Origin of the sequence: Salinivibrio siamensis (genome assembly GCF_001996005.1) — a bacterium.
Lineage (GTDB): Bacteria > Pseudomonadota > Gammaproteobacteria > Enterobacterales > Vibrionaceae > Salinivibrio > Salinivibrio siamensis.
The window spans coordinates 14,826-30,910 of record NZ_MUFB01000024.1 but is presented as its reverse complement, the minus strand read 5'-3'; the positions used below and the strand labels follow the sequence as shown (position 1 = coordinate 30,910).

Annotated in this window: 12 protein-coding genes; 3 read left to right on the top strand and 9 right to left on the bottom strand. The window is 51.4% G+C overall.

What is annotated here, in order from left to right; genetic code table 11:
- Positions 1–53: 53 nt before the first annotated feature.
- Complete coding sequence (gene serB / locus BZG73_RS12295) at positions 54–1,025, bottom strand: phosphoserine phosphatase (protein WP_077668451.1); 972 nt, start codon at positions 1,023–1,025, stop codon at positions 54–56.
- A 130-nt stretch (positions 1,026–1,155) separates the two neighbouring features.
- Between serB and BZG73_RS12290 the strand changes: the two genes are divergently transcribed.
- On the top strand, positions 1,156–1,740 hold the full coding sequence (locus tag BZG73_RS12290; RefSeq protein WP_077578328.1) for an AhpA/YtjB family protein: 585 nt from the start codon (positions 1,156–1,158) through the stop codon (positions 1,738–1,740).
- Between the two features lie 110 nt (positions 1,741–1,850).
- Here the strand turns inward: BZG73_RS12290 and BZG73_RS12285 are convergent, their stop codons facing one another.
- From BZG73_RS12285 to prfC, 7 genes are all read right to left on the bottom strand, one after another.
- A complete protein-coding gene (locus BZG73_RS12285) occupies positions 1,851–3,071 on the bottom strand; it encodes a phosphopentomutase (protein ID WP_077606454.1) in 1,221 nt (406 codons plus the stop codon).
- Positions 3,072–3,082: 11 nt separating this feature from the next.
- Positions 3,083–4,414 (bottom strand): thymidine phosphorylase, encoded by a 1,332-nt coding sequence (deoA, locus tag BZG73_RS12280; RefSeq protein WP_046075140.1) that lies wholly within the window; start codon positions 4,412–4,414, stop codon positions 3,083–3,085.
- 65 nt (positions 4,415–4,479) lie between these two features.
- Positions 4,480–5,256 carry a deoxyribose-phosphate aldolase gene (gene deoC, locus BZG73_RS12275; protein ID WP_046075139.1) on the bottom strand — a complete coding sequence of 259 codons (777 nt, stop codon included), beginning with the start codon at positions 5,254–5,256 and terminating at the stop codon, positions 4,480–4,482.
- Between the two features lie 367 nt (positions 5,257–5,623).
- A complete protein-coding gene (locus tag BZG73_RS12270; protein ID WP_046075138.1) occupies positions 5,624–5,794 on the bottom strand; it encodes a XapX domain-containing protein in 171 nt (56 codons plus the stop codon).
- A 157-nt stretch (positions 5,795–5,951) separates the two neighbouring features.
- Positions 5,952–7,238: a NupC/NupG family nucleoside CNT transporter gene (locus tag BZG73_RS12265; RefSeq protein ID WP_046075137.1), complete on the bottom strand. Its 1,287-nt coding sequence runs from the start codon at positions 7,236–7,238 to the stop codon at positions 5,952–5,954.
- A gap of 209 nt (positions 7,239–7,447) precedes the next feature.
- Positions 7,448–8,356 carry a TatD family hydrolase gene (locus BZG73_RS12260; RefSeq protein WP_158075307.1) on the bottom strand — a complete coding sequence of 303 codons (909 nt, stop codon included), beginning with the start codon at positions 8,354–8,356 and terminating at the stop codon, positions 7,448–7,450.
- 153 nt (positions 8,357–8,509) lie between these two features.
- Positions 8,510–10,099: a peptide chain release factor 3 gene (gene prfC, locus BZG73_RS12255; protein ID WP_046075135.1), complete on the bottom strand. Its 1,590-nt coding sequence runs from the start codon at positions 10,097–10,099 to the stop codon at positions 8,510–8,512.
- 416 nt (positions 10,100–10,515) lie between these two features.
- On the opposite strand from prfC, the gene pnp reads away from it, so the two are divergent.
- Positions 10,516–12,654 carry a polyribonucleotide nucleotidyltransferase gene (gene pnp / locus BZG73_RS12250; RefSeq protein WP_077578323.1) on the top strand — a complete coding sequence of 713 codons (2,139 nt, stop codon included), beginning with the start codon at positions 10,516–10,518 and terminating at the stop codon, positions 12,652–12,654.
- 69 nt (positions 12,655–12,723) lie between these two features.
- Positions 12,724–13,602: a lipoprotein NlpI gene (gene nlpI, locus BZG73_RS12245; protein ID WP_046075133.1), complete on the top strand. Its 879-nt coding sequence runs from the start codon at positions 12,724–12,726 to the stop codon at positions 13,600–13,602.
- Between the two features lie 87 nt (positions 13,603–13,689).
- On the opposite strand, the gene BZG73_RS12240 is transcribed toward nlpI, so the two are convergent.
- Positions 13,690–15,798 carry a sensor domain-containing protein gene (locus BZG73_RS12240; RefSeq protein ID WP_077668450.1) on the bottom strand — a complete coding sequence of 703 codons (2,109 nt, stop codon included), beginning with the start codon at positions 15,796–15,798 and terminating at the stop codon, positions 13,690–13,692.
- Positions 15,799–16,085: the final 287 nt, after the last annotated feature.

Here is a 16,085-nt window from a genome sequence, read left to right as displayed (position 1 = left end):
GGTACCACACCGAGCGAGTGCCACACCAAGTGGGTGCCACACCCTTTACCCTATTAGCGTGGCTGCCAACTAATGCGATTTCGAATACTGGCAGAGAGCACGCACAACACCCCCCCCAACCACGCATGTTTGACCGCAGCTTGCGCTTTCGCATTCACTTTGGGTTTCGCATGATACGCAATGCCGAGACCCGCAGCGTCCATCATCGCCAAGTCATTGGCGCCATCGCCTACAGCCAACGTGTTCTCTGGGGCGATATCGTACTTTTGTGCCAACATGGTTAACACATCCGCTTTTCGTTGCGCATCCACCACTGCCCCGTCTACCTCGCCGGTGAGTTGACCATCACGGCATCCAAGCTGGTTCGACACGGCATAATCCAAGCCTAATCGCTGTTGAAGATGATCAGAAAAATGGGTGAAACCGCCAGAAGCAATCGCCACATACCAGCCGTGGGCTTTTAAACTGGCCACTAAGCTCGCCATTTCTGGCATCAACGGCAACTGCGCTTTCACTGTCTCAAGTATCGCCGCGTCAGCGCCTTTCAACGCCGCCACGCGTTGACGTAAGCTTGCCTCAAAATCAAGTTCGCCCAACATGGCACGCTCGGTGACCGCAGACACCGCGTCTCCAACCCCAGCGAGTGCCGCAATCTCATCAATACATTCTATTTCTATCGCGGTGGAGTCCATGTCAAACACCGCCAAACCAGGTCTGCTTAAATCCGGTAGGGCCTGTAAGTCCGCGCAGTCGAGCTCGAGCGCCTCAATCACGGTGCGATGTTCAGCCGTCAATTCACCGCGGATCAATAACACCTCATACGGCCCAACACGCCATCCATCGACGACCTCTAGCGCCTCCCCAGTAAAAAAACGGATATCGTCAAGCTGACGGGGGTCGATGGCTTTAGCAAACACAATCCACCCGCCATGCCGGTGGCGAGAGAAAAACGGCGTGGTGATGGAAGGAAAGCGACAGTAGAGTTGCGGTGAACGGTGAATTGCCAACGGTTTGGCCTTATCCATGGTCAATATTTTCCTTTCGGTTTCCAAGCAAGCTTGGTGAATGAATCAATCACAATGAGGCTGTGATACCATAAAAACCGTAGTAAGCTCCAGTGCTAATTGACTCTGTTTATCTGGCTTTGAGGAAGGTATGTTTTCAATTTCGCGCAAAACACTACGGCGGGTGACTTGGTGGAGTCTTTTGCTCATGACCATGGGGACTATTGCCGCTTTGATGCTTTACAGCACCACACTCAGCCAGCGTCAGTACCAAGCGCTATACCAGCAAACGGACCAATTAGCCCAGCTAATGACCCGCCAAGTGGGTGTGCAAGCCTATGATGCCTTAGTGGATAAGAATTACCAGCCTTTACAAGCCATGGCTGATGAGCTGGCAACCGAGCCGTTAATTCGCGATGCCAGTTTCTATCAGCTCAACGGCAGCCCTGTCGTGCGCTCAACCAACGCCTTACCGTTGGAAACAGCCGTTGGGTTGACCACTCCGCTGGGGTTGGAAAGCCAAGGACGACAGCAACTGATGACACCAATCAGCCGTGATGGCGACATTGTCGGTTTTCTCCGCCTCACCGTTGAGCATCACTCCGTTATCAATGAAGCCAAAAAGCAGCTGCAATCGAACATGACCGAATTTCGCTTCCTCATCGGCCTCGCACTCCTATTGGGAGCGCTATTGATGGCAATACTCACTCGTCGTTCTGCGCGTTTATCTTGGTAAAACGGCAAATTGGTAAAACGGCAAAGACACGGCGATCAGGGCAATAAACCGAGATAAAAAAAGAGATGGCCGTTCGCCATCTCTTTTTATCTAGGGAAGTGGTCAACGCGTTACAGGAACGACTTCCCGTAATCCATTGGTGATACATCAAAGTATTCCGCTAAGGACTGACCAATATCCGCGAACGTTTCGCGGCGACCGAGTGAGCCCGCTGGCACTTTTTTGCCGTAGACCAGTGCAGGGATATGCTCACGGGTGTGATCAGTACCAGGCCAAGTTGGATCGCAACCATGGTCAGCCGTTAGCAATAACACATCGTCTTCTTCAAGCATGTCCATAATTTCGGGTAAGCGACGGTCAAAGTACTCCAGTGCCGCGGCATAACCGGCAACGTTGCGGCGGTGGCCGTACGCCGAGTCAAAGTCAACAAAGTTGGTGAAAACCAAGCTGTTGTTGCCTGCTTCTTTGATCGCGTCTTTGGTTGCATCAAACAACGCTTCTAGACCTGTGGCTTTGATTTTCTTGGTGATACCGCAATGCGCGTAAATGTCTGCAATCTTACCAATCGAGATCACATCACCGCCTTTTTCTTCCACCAGCTTTTGTAGCACGGTAGGAGAAGGTGGCTCGACAGACAAGTCACGGCGGTTGCCGGTACGCTCAAACTGACCTTTCGCTGGCCCGATGAAAGGACGGGCGATCACACGACCGATGTTATAGTCTTCCAGTTCCTCGCGCACGATCTGGCACAGCTCATACAGGTTATCTAGCCCGTAGGTTTCCTCATGGCACGCGATTTGGAACACCGAGTCCGCCGAGGTATAGAAAATCGGCTTACCTGTTTTCATGTGCTCTTCGCCCAGATCGTCCAGCACTTGCGTGCCCGATGCATGGCAGTTACCGAGATAGCCAGGTACGCCCGCTCGTTCAACAATGCGATCAAGCAGCGCTTGCGGGAAGCTGTTCGTCAAGTCTGAGAAGTAGCCCCAGTCAAACAAGACAGGCACACCGGCAATTTCCCAGTGACCAGACGGTGTGTCTTTACCAGAAGACAGCTCTTTAGCATGTGCGTAAGCACCGATAATCTCTGCATGTGAATCCAAGCCTTCTGGGAAGTAACCTGACGACTCTTCACACGCTTTACCCAAGCCCAATTTGGTCATGTTAGGCAAAGATAATGGGCCTTGACGATCCGCATTATCCGCTTCGCCTTTCGCACACGCTTGTGCAATGTGGCCCAAGGTGTTTGCACCTTGGTCACCGAATTTGACGGCGTCTTCAGTGGCGCCAATACCAAATGAGTCTAAAACTAATACAATTGCGCGTTTCATGATCGCCTCCATTAGACGTCTTGTAAGCTGATGCGACGATAAACGTCTGGCGTTGCACTCGGCGCCTCATCAGCGACTTTCACTGCGGCTCGCACCGCATTCGCCGCTTGTTGCCATTGCTCTTCAGTCTGAGCATGGAGCATGGCGAGCGGGGTGTGCTCATCCACTTGTTGCCCCAGACGAATCATTTCGTTCAACCCAACGGCATAATCAATTTTATCGCTGGCAACCCGACGGCCGCCACCTATTTCTATAATAGCCATGCCCAATGCCCGTGTATCCATGGCACTGGCAATGCCTGATTGCTCAGCATAGACAGGCTTAATCACGGATGCAGTCGCGAGGTATTGATCTGGCGACTCAACAAAGTCAGCCGGCCCGCCAAGCCCTGCGATCATCTTGGCAAAACACTCGGCAGCACGACCACTATCCAGTGCCTGATCCAGTTTTTGTTTTGCTTGATTCACATCGGTTGCCAATCCACTGACCACCAACATGTCGGCGCATAGCGCCATAGTCACATTGTACAAACGTGGGTTACGGTAACGACCGGTCAAAAAGTCAACGGCTTCTTTGACTTCTAATGCGTTGCCGGCCGACGATGCTAATACTTGGTTCATGTCCGTCAACAACGCACTGGTTTTAGTGCCGGCACCGTTTGCCACACCTACAATCGATTTGGCCAATGCCTCTGAGTCTTCATACGTCGGCATGAACGCACCCGATCCAACCTTGACGTCCATCACCAAAGCATCCAGGCCTGCGGCCAGCTTTTTAGACAGAATCGACGCGGTGATCAGAGATATGTTGTCGACCGTGGCCGTCACATCGCGGGTGGCATACACACGTTTATCCGCAGGCGCTAATGAGCCGGTTTGCCCAATGATCGCCACACCGGCATCGCGGGTCACATCACCAAACACTTGGTTACTTGGCATGATGTTATAACCAGGAATGGATTCCAGTTTGTCCAGCGTGCCGCCAGTGTGGCCCAAACCGCGACCTGAGATCATCGGCACATATCCCCCACAGGCAGCAACCATGGGCCCCAGCATCAGTGAGGTGACATCGCCCACCCCACCGGTTGAATGCTTATCAACCACAGGGCCATCAAATTGCATGTGAGACCAATCTAAGGTCATGCCAGAGTCACGCATCGCACAGGTTAATGCCACTCGCTCATCCATGGTCATGTCATTAAAGTAAATCGCCATCGCAAACGCGGCAATTTGCCCTTCTGAGACCGACTCATCGGCGACACCTTGAATAAACGCGTAGATTTCTTGTTTGCTCAACGCAAGGTTGTCACGTTTTTTACGAATAATCTCTTGAGGTAAGATCATGCTTCCTCCTTACCGGCAAATGGGCAAGGCCTACCTTGCCCTGGGTATCGATTGACAATCGACAGTTAATAACCGCCTTCAGCTGCTTTTTCACCTTCGCCCAAGGTGTGCAGCAGATTTGCCAGTAAGCTAGAAGCACCAAAACGGTAGTGACGGCTATCAGCCCATTGTTCACCAAGAATACGGTCAGCCATTGCCAAGTATTGCTGTGCGTCTTCAGCGGTACGTACACCGCCCGCAGGTTTAAAGCCAACAGTCTCAGCCACGCCTTTATCGTTAATCACGTTGAGCATGATCTCCGCCGCTTCTGGGGTGGCATTCACCGCCACTTTCCCCGTGGAGGTTTTGATAAAGTCAGCGCCTGCATCAATGGCTATCTCAGAGGCGCGTTTGATCAGTGCTTCACTTTTCAGTTCACCGGTTTCGATGATCACTTTAAGCAATACATCACTGCCACACGCGGCTTTACATTGTTTGACCAGCTCAGCACCTACTTGTTCATCACCTGCAATCAGCGCGCGATACGGGAACACCACATCAACCTCATCGGCGCCGTAAGCGACGGCTGCCTTCGTTTCTGCCACCGCAATATCAATATCATCATTACCGTGAGGGAAGTTCGTCACGGTGGCGATACGCACCTCTGGCGTGCCTTGTTCGCGCAGTGTTTTCTTGGCGATAGGGATAAAGCGCGGATAGATGCAAATCGCTGCAGTATTACCAACGGCGGTTTTCGCGTTCTGACACAGGCTGATCACCTTTTCATCGGTATCATCATCGTTCAGTGTCGTCAGATCCATCAGTTTTAGTGCGCGTAGGGCCGCGGTTTGTAATTCGTTCATGGGTTATCTCCAGTCCTCATTCTTTTGCCAAACAGGTATAGGGTTGGCCACTGTATTAACAACCGGCTCTGTTTTCCGGTCATTGCTCAGCGGACTTGGCTCCATGAAGTTTGAGGCTGGACATCGCGCCGCCTTCAACCAACCATCCTTGTTGCCGCGTGCAAACACCTATGTGCTTGCGGTTCCGCCGTTGGACGTTTCCGATTGGGGCTAGCCACACCTTGTTGCTAACCATGAGAGGAAAATAAGGATTGTGGCGCCAGCAAACTTTGACGGCGTTCACTTATTTTACCAACGCCGTTTCAGCAAAACTAGATTTTACCGTTTATGTTGAAAAATACACTGTTGCGCGGTGGAACCAATCTTTCTAACTGAAAAAACGCGCCACAATCCACTGATAGCCGACGCCGCCCAAATACACCCCGACGATGCCCATCACACCGGATAAAACAGGCGGTGCGGGTATGGGGAGTTTTATCGCGCTAAACAGTACGCCAACCAAAAAACCAGCCACCAAGGCGAGAAGGACTTCCTGCATATCGTTACCTTTTTTGTTCGCTCGTATCTACCTCTGAGTATACACCCCTAGAGGATGTGGGCTGAGCGTATCACGCCAATGGCTGCAATAAAAAAACGCCACACAGGCAGCCTGTGTGGCGTTTTGATTAACATGATGTGCTATCGCGATAAAACGATTAGCCCGCCAAGGTTAAGGTAACAAATAGACCCGCAATGGTCGCCGCCATCAAGTTAGACAAGGTACCGGCGATCACCGCTTTCACACCGAAGCGTGCAATTTCTGGACGACGGTTTGGCGCGAGGCCACCCAAGCCACCTAGCAAGATAGCCACAGACGACAAGTTAGCGAAACCACACAGAGCAAAGGAGATAATCGCTTTGGTTTTCTCTGTCATTTCCATACCTGTTGCCGCAACAACTTGCGCACCTTCACCAAGGTATTGCGTGAAGTTCAGGTAAGCCACGAATTCGTTAACCACGATCTTCTGACCGATGAAAGAGCCTGCGACCACCGCTTCTTCCCATGGCACACCGATAAGGAATGCAAACGGGGCGAACAGGTAACCCAAGATCAGCTCCAGCGTGATGTCTGGGTAACCGAACCAGCCACCGATACCGCCTAGCATGCCGTTAATCAGGGCAATCAAACCAATGAACGCAAGTAGCATAGCACCAACGTTAAGCGCCAGTTGCATACCTGATGAAGCGCCGCCTGCGGCTGCATCAATCACGTTCGCTGGCTTCTCTGCGCCTTCAGCGGTCGCGTCAGCCATCTGCTCGACCGGCTCGTCGGTTTCAGGTTTGATGATTTTCGCAAACAGTAGACCACCAGGTGCGGCCATGAATGATGCCGCAATCAAGTACTCAAGCGGAACACCCATAGAGGCATAACCGGCCAGTACGCCACCGGCAACCGAGGCCAGACCACCACACATCACCGCGAACAGCTCTGACTGTGTCATGCGAGGTACGAATGGACGAATCACCAATGGCGCTTCGGTTTGTCCGACAAAGATGTTAGCGGTTGCTGACATAGACTCGGCACGTGAGGTACCCAGTGCTTTTTGTAGACCACCACCGAGCACGTTGATCACAACCTGCATAATACCCAGGTAGTAAAGCACGCTGATCAGTGATGAGAAGAAGACAATAACGGGCAGAACTTTCAGTGCGAAGACGAAACCGCCACCGCCGAACAGTTCAAACATTTTGTCAGAAACCAGCCCACCAAAGATGAAGCTGATCCCTTCGTCACCGTATGCGATGACGTTAGCAACGTATTGTGATGCGCCGTACAGAATGTCGCGTCCGACATCGACATACAGTACGAAAGCACCGAAAAAGAGTTGGATAGCGAATGCGCCACCCACGGTACGGAGGTTAATGGCTTTGCGGTTATCGGAAAGAAGAACAGCTATCCCTAGCAGTACAACCATCCCGATCACGCTCATCAGCAGGCTCATAGTATTGGCATCCTCAAAGTAAAAAGTTGGCGTCTCGACAAAGTGGAATTTGGTTTCCGGGAGAGATTATACGCATCGCAGTCACATTAAAGTAATATTCCAATCACAGTTCGCTGTAAAACTATTTTGTAATGCATCAATAAGTATGACTTTGATCTAGTTTTGTGAGCTTATGCAACCGCAAACGTTTGTCTTTTGCCCGTTCCCGCTCAATCAAAGCCAAACAATCTTTCAGCGTTGTCTGATGTTTCAGCCACCAGATGATCTCTGTCACAGCTTTTTAACGCTGCCACCACATCAGCAACCCGTGATACCTGAGAGGGTGTGTTCGGTTTTCCTTGAAATCCTGCCAAAGGCATGTCGGGGGCATCGGTTTCAAGGACAAGGTGCTCCAAAGGTAGCTGTGCAATGGCGCGGCGAGTTTTTTGCGCGCGAGAATAGGTGACGGTGCCGCCAACCCCGAGCATCAAACCCGCATCAATAAACTGTTTACCCTGCTGTTCACTGCCACTGAACGCATGTAACACCCCGCGTACGCCTGGGTAGGCTTTAACGGTGCGTAATAATTGGTTATGCGCTTTGCGGCTATGCAGAATAATGGGGAGATCATAGTGGCGTGCGAGCCAAAGCTGCCCCTCCAATAGCGCTTGCTGGCGCTGCTGAGCGGCATCCTGGTTCGCGACAAAAAAGTCGAGCCCGGCTTCTCCGACAGCGACACAGCGCGCAGGACGCGCGGCCAGTGCCTGATCAAGTTTATCTAGGCTGGTGTCAGTGTGAACATCGAGAAAACATGGGTGCAGCCCTAGCCCCGCGTAAACGCCTTGTAAGCGTTCAGTCAACGACAGCACTGCTGACCAGTTACTCTCGCTAACACCGGGGACCACCATCCGCATCACACCGCTTTCGCGTGCCGCCTGCCAGTATCGCTCCGGGGCGTCTCGAAACGGAGAAAAGTCAAAATGACAATGGGTATCAATCATGCTGAGACGTTTGTGTGGGGGTGTATTTTCTGAACGCTTGATAGGCACACAGCTTCGGCGGTTATCCTCGCCCAGCCCCATTCGCTGACACCAGGCATCGTAACCTGCCACCCAGCGTTTAATACGCGCAATCATCATTATTGGCATCCTTGCTTTGTAAACCTTTTGCCATTAAAAAGCCGTCTGGTTACAGACGGCAGTATAGCATGGGGGCGAACTTGGAGAGCGTTATCTTTCCCTTATGCGTGTTTTTCGCCACACGGGGGTGACTCAGTCTTCGCCCTTTACCGATTAGTGTTCGCGGGTCGCTCTGAGATCAATATCCGGGAAGCGCTCTTGCGTAAGGTTCAGGTTAACCATGGTCGGTGCAATGTACGTCAAGTTGTCGCCACCATCCAAAGCCAAGTTCGCTTGGTTTTTACGCTGAAATTCGTCCAGCTTCTTCTCATCCTTGCACTCCACCCAACGCGCGGTGGCCACATTAATCGGCTCATACAAGGCATCCACGTTGTATTCGGCTTTCAAGCGAGCCACCACCATATCGAACTGGAGGACACCAACCGCTCCGACAATTAAGTCGTTCGATTGCAACGGACGGAACACCTGTACCGCACCTTCCTCAGACAGCTGAATCAAACCTTTAAGCAGCTGCTTTTGACGCAATGGATCTTTGAGGCGGATCCGACGGAAAAGCTCTGGGGCAAAATTCGGGATCCCCGCAAATTTCAGATCTTCTCCTTGCGTAAAGGTATCACCAATTTGAATGGTGCCATGGTTGTGCAAGCCAATAATGTCGCCAGCAAACGCATCTTCAGCCCGTGACCGATCCCCTGCCATAAAGGTCACCGCATCGGAAATATTCACTTGCTTACCTAAACGTACATGGCGCAGTTTCATTCCTTGCTGATACTTGCCGGAAACAATGCGCATAAACGCGATCCGGTCACGGTGACGTGGGTCCATATTGGCTTGAATTTTAAACACAAATCCCGAGAACTTCTCCTCGTCAGCCTTGACCTCTCGGTCATGGGTCGGGCGCGCCATGGGCTTGGGTGCCCACTCAGTCAAGCCATCCAGCATATGATCCACACCGAAGTTACCCAGTGCGGTACCGAAGAAAACAGGCGTGAGTTCACCGCTTAAAAACAGCTCATGGTCGAACGCATGAGACGCGCCCATCACCAGTTCCAGCTCATCACGCAAATCTTGCGCAATGTCTGCACCGATCGCATCATCCAATTCAGGATTATCCAAGCCCTTGATGATACGTGCTTCCTGGATGGTATGGCCTTGGCCAGATTGATATAGAATGCTTTCGTCACGATGAATGTGATACACACCTTGGAAACCTTTCCCGCAACCAATCGGCCAAGATACCGGCGCACACGCAATATTGAGCTCACTTTCTACTTCATCAAGCAGCTCCATTGGGTCGCGGATATCACGGTCAAGTTTGTTCATGAAGGTGATGATCGGTGTATCACGTAAACGGGTGACTTCCATCAGCTTACGGGTACGATCCTCGACACCTTTCGCCGCATCAATCACCATTAAACACGAATCGACAGCAGTCAGTGTCCGGTACGTATCTTCCGAAAAGTCTTCGTGCCCTGGGGTATCAAGCAGGTTCACTAGGCAGTCGTTGTAAGGAAATTGCATCACCGAGGTGGTGACAGAGATACCACGCTCTTTTTCCATGTCCATCCAATCAGACTTCGCATGTTGGTTAGAGCCACGCCCTTTCACGGTGCCTGCCGTTTGAATGGCACGTCCGAATAACAGCACCTTCTCGGTGATGGTGGTTTTACCCGCATCTGGGTGCGAGATAATCGCAAACGTGCGGCGTTTATCAACTTCCTGTTGCAGCAGTGTATTTGACATAGCAGGTTATCTTCTTGTTGGCTTCAGGCGGCAATCAGGCGCCAGCTGAGGAGGTCATTCACAAAGGTGGCGTATTTTCGCTGATCTTGTAGTCAGCTTCAATTCACAAATCTGACTTCGCCGTGTTATCTGCATCCTTTAGGGTCAATATTGCTTGCCAAACACATCACAAATGTTGCCATTTGACCGCCTCGTGGTGTCGTTATCGGCCAAGCACGTGTATAATTAGCGCCACTTTCAGCTGTAACACAGTCAACAACGTCGACCATAAGGTCGCGACTATTGACAGCATACCGCCCACGAAGGCCAAACAGCCGCGCAGCGTGCTGTCATTAGTCGCGATGGTGAGCAGCTGAAAGCCGACACTTAGTGAGATAAACCAACGGGTTTATCCCTTAGCAACAAGGAAATAATCTGTGAATCCAATCGTAAAAACATTCCAATACGGCAATCATACAGTGACATTGGAAACAGGCGTGATGGCACGTCAGGCCAATGGTGCTGTCATGGTCAGCATGGACGATACCTCGGTATTCGTTTCTGTCGTCGGTAAAAAAGAAGCGGCTGAAGGCCAAAGCTTCTTCCCATTGACGGTCAACTACCAAGAGCGTACCTACGCCGCGGGTAAAATCCCAGGTGGTTTTTTCAAGCGCGAAGGCCGCCCTTCTGAGTCAGAAACACTGACCGCACGTCTGATTGACCGCCCTATCCGTCCGCTATTCCCGGACTCGTTCAAAAACGAAGTACAGGTCATCGCAACCGTCGTATCTGTTAACCCAGCGGTTAGCCCTGATATCGTTGCCATGCTGGGTACCTCGGCAGCACTGGCCATCTCAGGCATCCCATTCAACGGCCCTATCGGCTCTGCACGCGTCGGCTACATCAATGATGAACTCGTGCTTAACCCAAGCCCAGCAGAGCTAGACGAGAGTAAACTTGACCTCGTTGTGGCCGGGACCGAAGGTGCGGTGCTGATGGTAGAGTCTGAAGCTGACCGCCTAAGCGAAGAGCAAATGCTGCAAGCGGTGATGTTTGGTCATGAGCAACAGCAAACCGCGATCAACGCAATCAAAGAATTTGCCGCCGAAGTGGGAACGCCTACTTGGGATTGGCAAGCGCCGGAAGTTAACGCTGCGCTACAAACCCGTGTGGCTGAAATGGCACAAGGTCCACTGGCTCAGGCATACCAAATCACTGAAAAAATGGCCCGTTACGAGCAAATTGGTCAGGTGAAGCAGGAAGTGGTGGCTGCACTACTCGGCGAAGACGAGACCTTGGATGAACGTGAAATCCTAGGCATGCTTGGCGACCTGGAAAAGAAAGTCGTGCGTAGCCGTATCATTGCGGGTGAACCCCGTATTGATGGCCGTGAAAAAGACATGGTTCGTGCCCTCGACGTACGTACGGGCGTATTACCACGTACTCACGGCAGCGCCTTGTTTACCCGTGGTGAAACACAAGCATTGGTCACCGCCACACTCGGTACTCAGCGTGACGCGCAAACCATCGACTCTATCATGGGTGAGCGCCAAGAAGGCTTCATGCTGCACTACAACTTCCCTCCTTACTGTGTCGGTGAAACCGGTTTTGTTGGCTCACCAAAGCGCCGCGAAATCGGCCATGGTCGCCTAGCGAAGCGCGGTATTGCAGCGGTTCTACCAAGCCAAGATGAATTCCCATACACACTGCGTGTGGTATCTGAGATCACAGAATCCAACGGCTCTTCCTCAATGGCTTCTGTCTGCGGCACCTCCTTGGCGCTGATGGATGCCGGTGTACCGGTGAAAAAATCAGTGGCCGGTATCGCCATGGGTCTGGTGAAAGAAGACAACGATTTCGTTGTGCTTTCTGACATCTTGGGTGATGAAGATCACTTAGGTGACATGGACTTTAAAGTGGCCGGGACGGATGACGGTGTCACTGCGTTGCAGATGGACATCAAAATCGAAGGGATCACTAAAGAGATCATGCAAATCGCATTGAACCAAGCTAAAGGCGCACGTTTACACATCCTGGATGTGATGGACCAAGCCATCGGCTCGGCACGCGACGATATCTCTGAGTTCGCGCCTCGTATCCACACCATGAGCATCAACCCAGATAAGATCCGCGATGTCATTGGTAAAGGTGGTGCCGTGATCCGTCAGCTTACCGAAGAAACTGGCACCACCATTGAAATCGACGACAACGGCACAGTGAAAATTGCGGCCACTGACGGTGAAGCCGCCAAAGATGCCATTTCACGCATCGAAGCACTCACTGCAGAAGTCGAAGTGGGCCGTATCTATACCGGTAAGGTTCAGCGTATCGTTGACTTCGGTGCCTTCGTCTCAGTAATTGGCGGCAAAGATGGTCTGGTTCACATTTCTCAAATCGCTGATCAACGCGTTGAGAAGGTGTCTGATTATCTCGAAATCGGCCAAGAAGTGGACGTGAAAGTGCTGGAAGTTGACCGTCAAGGTCGTATCCGCTTGAGCATGAAAGAAGCGGCGGCAGAAAAAGCCCCCGCTGCTGATGCTGCGCCAGCAGAAGAAGCACCAAGCACTGACGCTTAGAGTCATATCGTCATTCATGATATAAAGGGGGCTGAGGCCCCCTTTTTTTTTACACGGAGATGCGCCTTCATGACCTTTTTTATTCAGCCTCGGGCGGTGTTTTACAAGCCTCTGGCGATACTGGCGCTGTTACTATTAACAGGCTGCACCAGCCAGTGGACATTTCCTCCTATGGCCGTCCCTTTACAGCCTACCCTGCAGCAGGAAGTGCACCTAGCACGGATTGATCAGCTGCTTGCGCGCAATGATTTGAGTGACGACGCACGCGCCCAATTGCATTATGAGCGTGGACTGATGCACGACAGCTTGGGGATGCGCGATTTGGCACGATTGGACTTTAACCAGTCTCTCTCACTAAAGCCGGATCAACCTGATGTGTTCAATATTCTTGGGGTCTATTTTACTCAAAACGGCCACTATGATGCTGCCTACGAGGCCTTTGACTCAACGTTAGAGCTGGATAATAGCCACAGCTATGCCGCGCGTAATCGTGGGATCGCCTTGTACTACGGCGGTCGCTATCGCCTGGCCCATCAAGACTTACTCCATCACTACCAAGAAGATCGCGACGATCCTTATCGCCTCATTTGGCTTTATTTGGTGGAACGCGATTGGAAGGGGGAAACCAAGGCACAACAAGCGCTGGCAACGCGAAAAGCGAATGCAGAAGCTTCGGGTTGGGGCTGGCAGCTTGTCGATATGTACCTCGGTAAGCTCAGTGAACGTGAGCTGCTGGAGCAACTTGCCTCGCAAGGTGAAGACAATGAACTGCTAGCAGAACGTTTATGTGAAGCTTACTTTTACCTTGCTAAACGCTATCAATTCCAGGGCGACAACGATCGCGCCGTGGCATTGTATAAGCTTGCCATGTCGGGCAACGTGTATGAGTTTGTCGAACACCGCTATGCGTTACTTGAGCTCAACCGACTCGCCTATCGCCGACCATAGCGCGTCACTCGATAGTGCCTCAAGCATAAAAATAGAGCAGGCTCACTGCTCTATTTTTGATCATGAGTAATACCAACAGGTATCCGGTTAGCTTGTCTGCGCACTGGGCGCCAAGGCTTGTGGTGGTTGCTTGTGGGGCTTACTTTTCAGCAATAGCTTTTCAAACTCATGCTTAGGCATGGGCGAGTGAAAATAATACCCTTGAATCGTGTCACAGTGCAGGTTAGTGAGCACTGACGCCTGCTGACGGGTTTCGACCCCCTCTGCCACCACGGTCATTTCCATGGCTCGGCCGAGATGAATAATGCTTTCCACCAGCGTCACCTGTTTACTCAAGGCATCCATATCGTGAATAAACGCACGGTCAATCTTAAGCTCATCAAGCGGAAAACGGGCAAGGTAAGACAAGGATGAGTAGCCGGTGCCAAAATCGTCAATCGATAGGGCAAAGCCCAGTGATTTTATCGCATTGAGCATATTCAGCGCATGCTCATCGTTTTTCATCACCGCGCTTTCCGTTAACTCAAAAGTAATATCTTCTGGTTTCGCCCCCGTGGCTTTAATCAGCTTTTCCATGTGCTCGGTCAGCTTGGGGCTGCTAAATTGCTCTGGCGATAAGTTAATCGCTACCCGTCCCGGCAATATGCCTTGTTGACGCCAGCGACGCACGTTTTGGAAGACCTCGCGCATCACATGACGGCCGAGCGCTTCAATCAGTCCGCAGCGCTCTGCGACCGGAATAAAACGCCCAGGACTGATATAGCCCTCAACTGGGTGTTTCCAACGCACTAAGGCTTCAGCACCGTTGATACGATAATCACTGGCACTGACTTTAGGTTGATACCACACTTCCAGGCCGTTATTTTGTAAGGCCTTTTGTAGCTCGATTTCCAACCACAGGCGCATCCGTGCCTCTTTACTCATGCTGTCATGATAGGCGACCACACGGTTTCGACCTTGCTCTTTAGCCTCATACATCGCGGTATCCGCATTTTGCAGCAGCTGGCGGGCGTCTTTACCATCGTCGGGATAACGCACCATCCCCACTGAACACGCCAAGTACTTACTAAAATAATGCAATTCAAAAGGCTGACTAATGGCCCCGACCACTTTGTCAGCCAACTGATCAGGCGCATCTTCCGTTGCAGGCTTAGGAAGCAACACCGCAAACTCGTCACCGCCTAAGTGGCCAATGATAGTATCTGCCGAGAGCAAGGCGCGTAAGCGCTGAGCAATATCCTGAAGCACACGATCGCCGACATGGTGTCCGAGAGAATCATTGATATTTTTAAAATTATCGACATCAAGGTACAACATGGCCAATGGCGTTTGTGCTTTTATTAGCCTATCCAGCTCTCGACTGAAGCCGTAGCGGTTATATAGACCTGTTAATGCATCCGTATAAGCGGATTGTTGCTCACCGACTTTGCTGACATCCTCTTTTTCAGTGGGTTTTAGGCGCTTAACCGACGAGTCAGTGATTGTCGGCTGTAGGCGCAGCATATGCGCTTTTTTGCCCAAAAGGTGGATCGGTGATTGGCACACGGTCAGCGGCACGCTGTTTTTTGCACTCACCACCGACACACCTTGCCCATGGGGCGCACGCAATAGGCTGTCAATAGTGGTGGTCGTTGCCTCTGCCACCACAAGATAGTCTGATAAAGGTTCACCCATCAGCGCGTCGATACTACCGACGCCCAGTAGCCCAGCCGCCGCAGGGTTCGCTGATAATATACAGCCATCTTCAACCACGCAGCAGCCGTCATCGATAAGTTGACTAAGATGGTGGTATTTTTCCTCCGCCTCTTCGAGCGCACTGGCTAATACTTGGCGTTCGGATGTATCTGCGGCATGAAAGATCACGCAGGGCTTACCACTTTCATCAGCGACATTTGGTAATGGTGCAACACTGAAGTGAAAGCTAGCACTATGATAGTTGTCAGTAAGAAGCACCTCTCCCTCGGCGCATTCACCCCGTCTGGCTTTGTCATAATGCGGTTTGACCGACTGATAAAACGCCTCGCCTAGGGTATCGATATCGGATAACCCCTTTAACGACGGCAAGGCCAAGCCAGACAGCTCGCTGTAGCGTTGGTTGGCGTAAAGATAGCAATCATTGCTGTCGAGAATGGCAAAAAGAAACGGACTGTTATCGGTTAAGCAGTAGAACCAATCATTTAACGACGATATTGGCATGAAAAGCTCACATCTGGGAATCACTCTCGACCATCTCATTGGCGAGACAAGCGTCTCATATATTAGACACTTTTAACTTTGTTGTCAGTAGCACTTTATGAGGCACGCGTCATGGGTTCAAGCTTTTATCACTATATACCGCATATTTTACTGTAAAAATAGATAAAGGACTCAAAATCAGCAAACAGGGGAGACTGTGTCGCCATATTGCACAATTTGCTGACTATTTATGCATTTAGCTGCGTAAGCATCAAACACAAACGACAGTCACCTCTTGCACGGGATCG

What these genes read in the sequence shown, in the direction of transcription:
- BZG73_RS12265 (WP_046075137.1), bottom strand. Translation starts at nt 7,238, where the DNA reads ATGAGCCTGCTGATGAGCGTGATCGGGATGGTTGTACTGCTAGGGATA.
- BZG73_RS12285 (WP_077606454.1), bottom strand. Translation starts at nt 3,071, where the DNA reads ATGAAACGCGCAATTGTATTAGTTTTAGACTCATTTGGTATTGGCGCC.
- deoC (WP_046075139.1), bottom strand. Translation starts at nt 5,256, where the DNA reads ATGAACGAATTACAAACCGCGGCCCTACGCGCACTAAAACTGATGGAT.
- BZG73_RS12270 (WP_046075138.1), bottom strand. Translation starts at nt 5,794, where the DNA reads ATGCAGGAAGTCCTTCTCGCCTTGGTGGCTGGTTTTTTGGTTGGCGTA.
- nlpI (WP_046075133.1), top strand. Translation starts at nt 12,724, where the DNA reads ATGACCTTTTTTATTCAGCCTCGGGCGGTGTTTTACAAGCCTCTGGCG.
- BZG73_RS12290 (WP_077578328.1), top strand. Translation starts at nt 1,156, where the DNA reads ATGTTTTCAATTTCGCGCAAAACACTACGGCGGGTGACTTGGTGGAGT.
- BZG73_RS12240 (WP_077668450.1), bottom strand. Translation starts at nt 15,798, where the DNA reads ATGCCAATATCGTCGTTAAATGATTGGTTCTACTGCTTAACCGATAAC.
- prfC (WP_046075135.1), bottom strand. Translation starts at nt 10,099, where the DNA reads ATGTCAAATACACTGCTGCAACAGGAAGTTGATAAACGCCGCACGTTT.
- deoA (WP_046075140.1), bottom strand. Translation starts at nt 4,414, where the DNA reads ATGATCTTACCTCAAGAGATTATTCGTAAAAAACGTGACAACCTTGCG.
- BZG73_RS12260 (WP_158075307.1), bottom strand. Translation starts at nt 8,356, where the DNA reads ATGATGATTGCGCGTATTAAACGCTGGGTGGCAGGTTACGATGCCTGG.
- serB (WP_077668451.1), bottom strand. Translation starts at nt 1,025, where the DNA reads ATGGATAAGGCCAAACCGTTGGCAATTCACCGTTCACCGCAACTCTAC.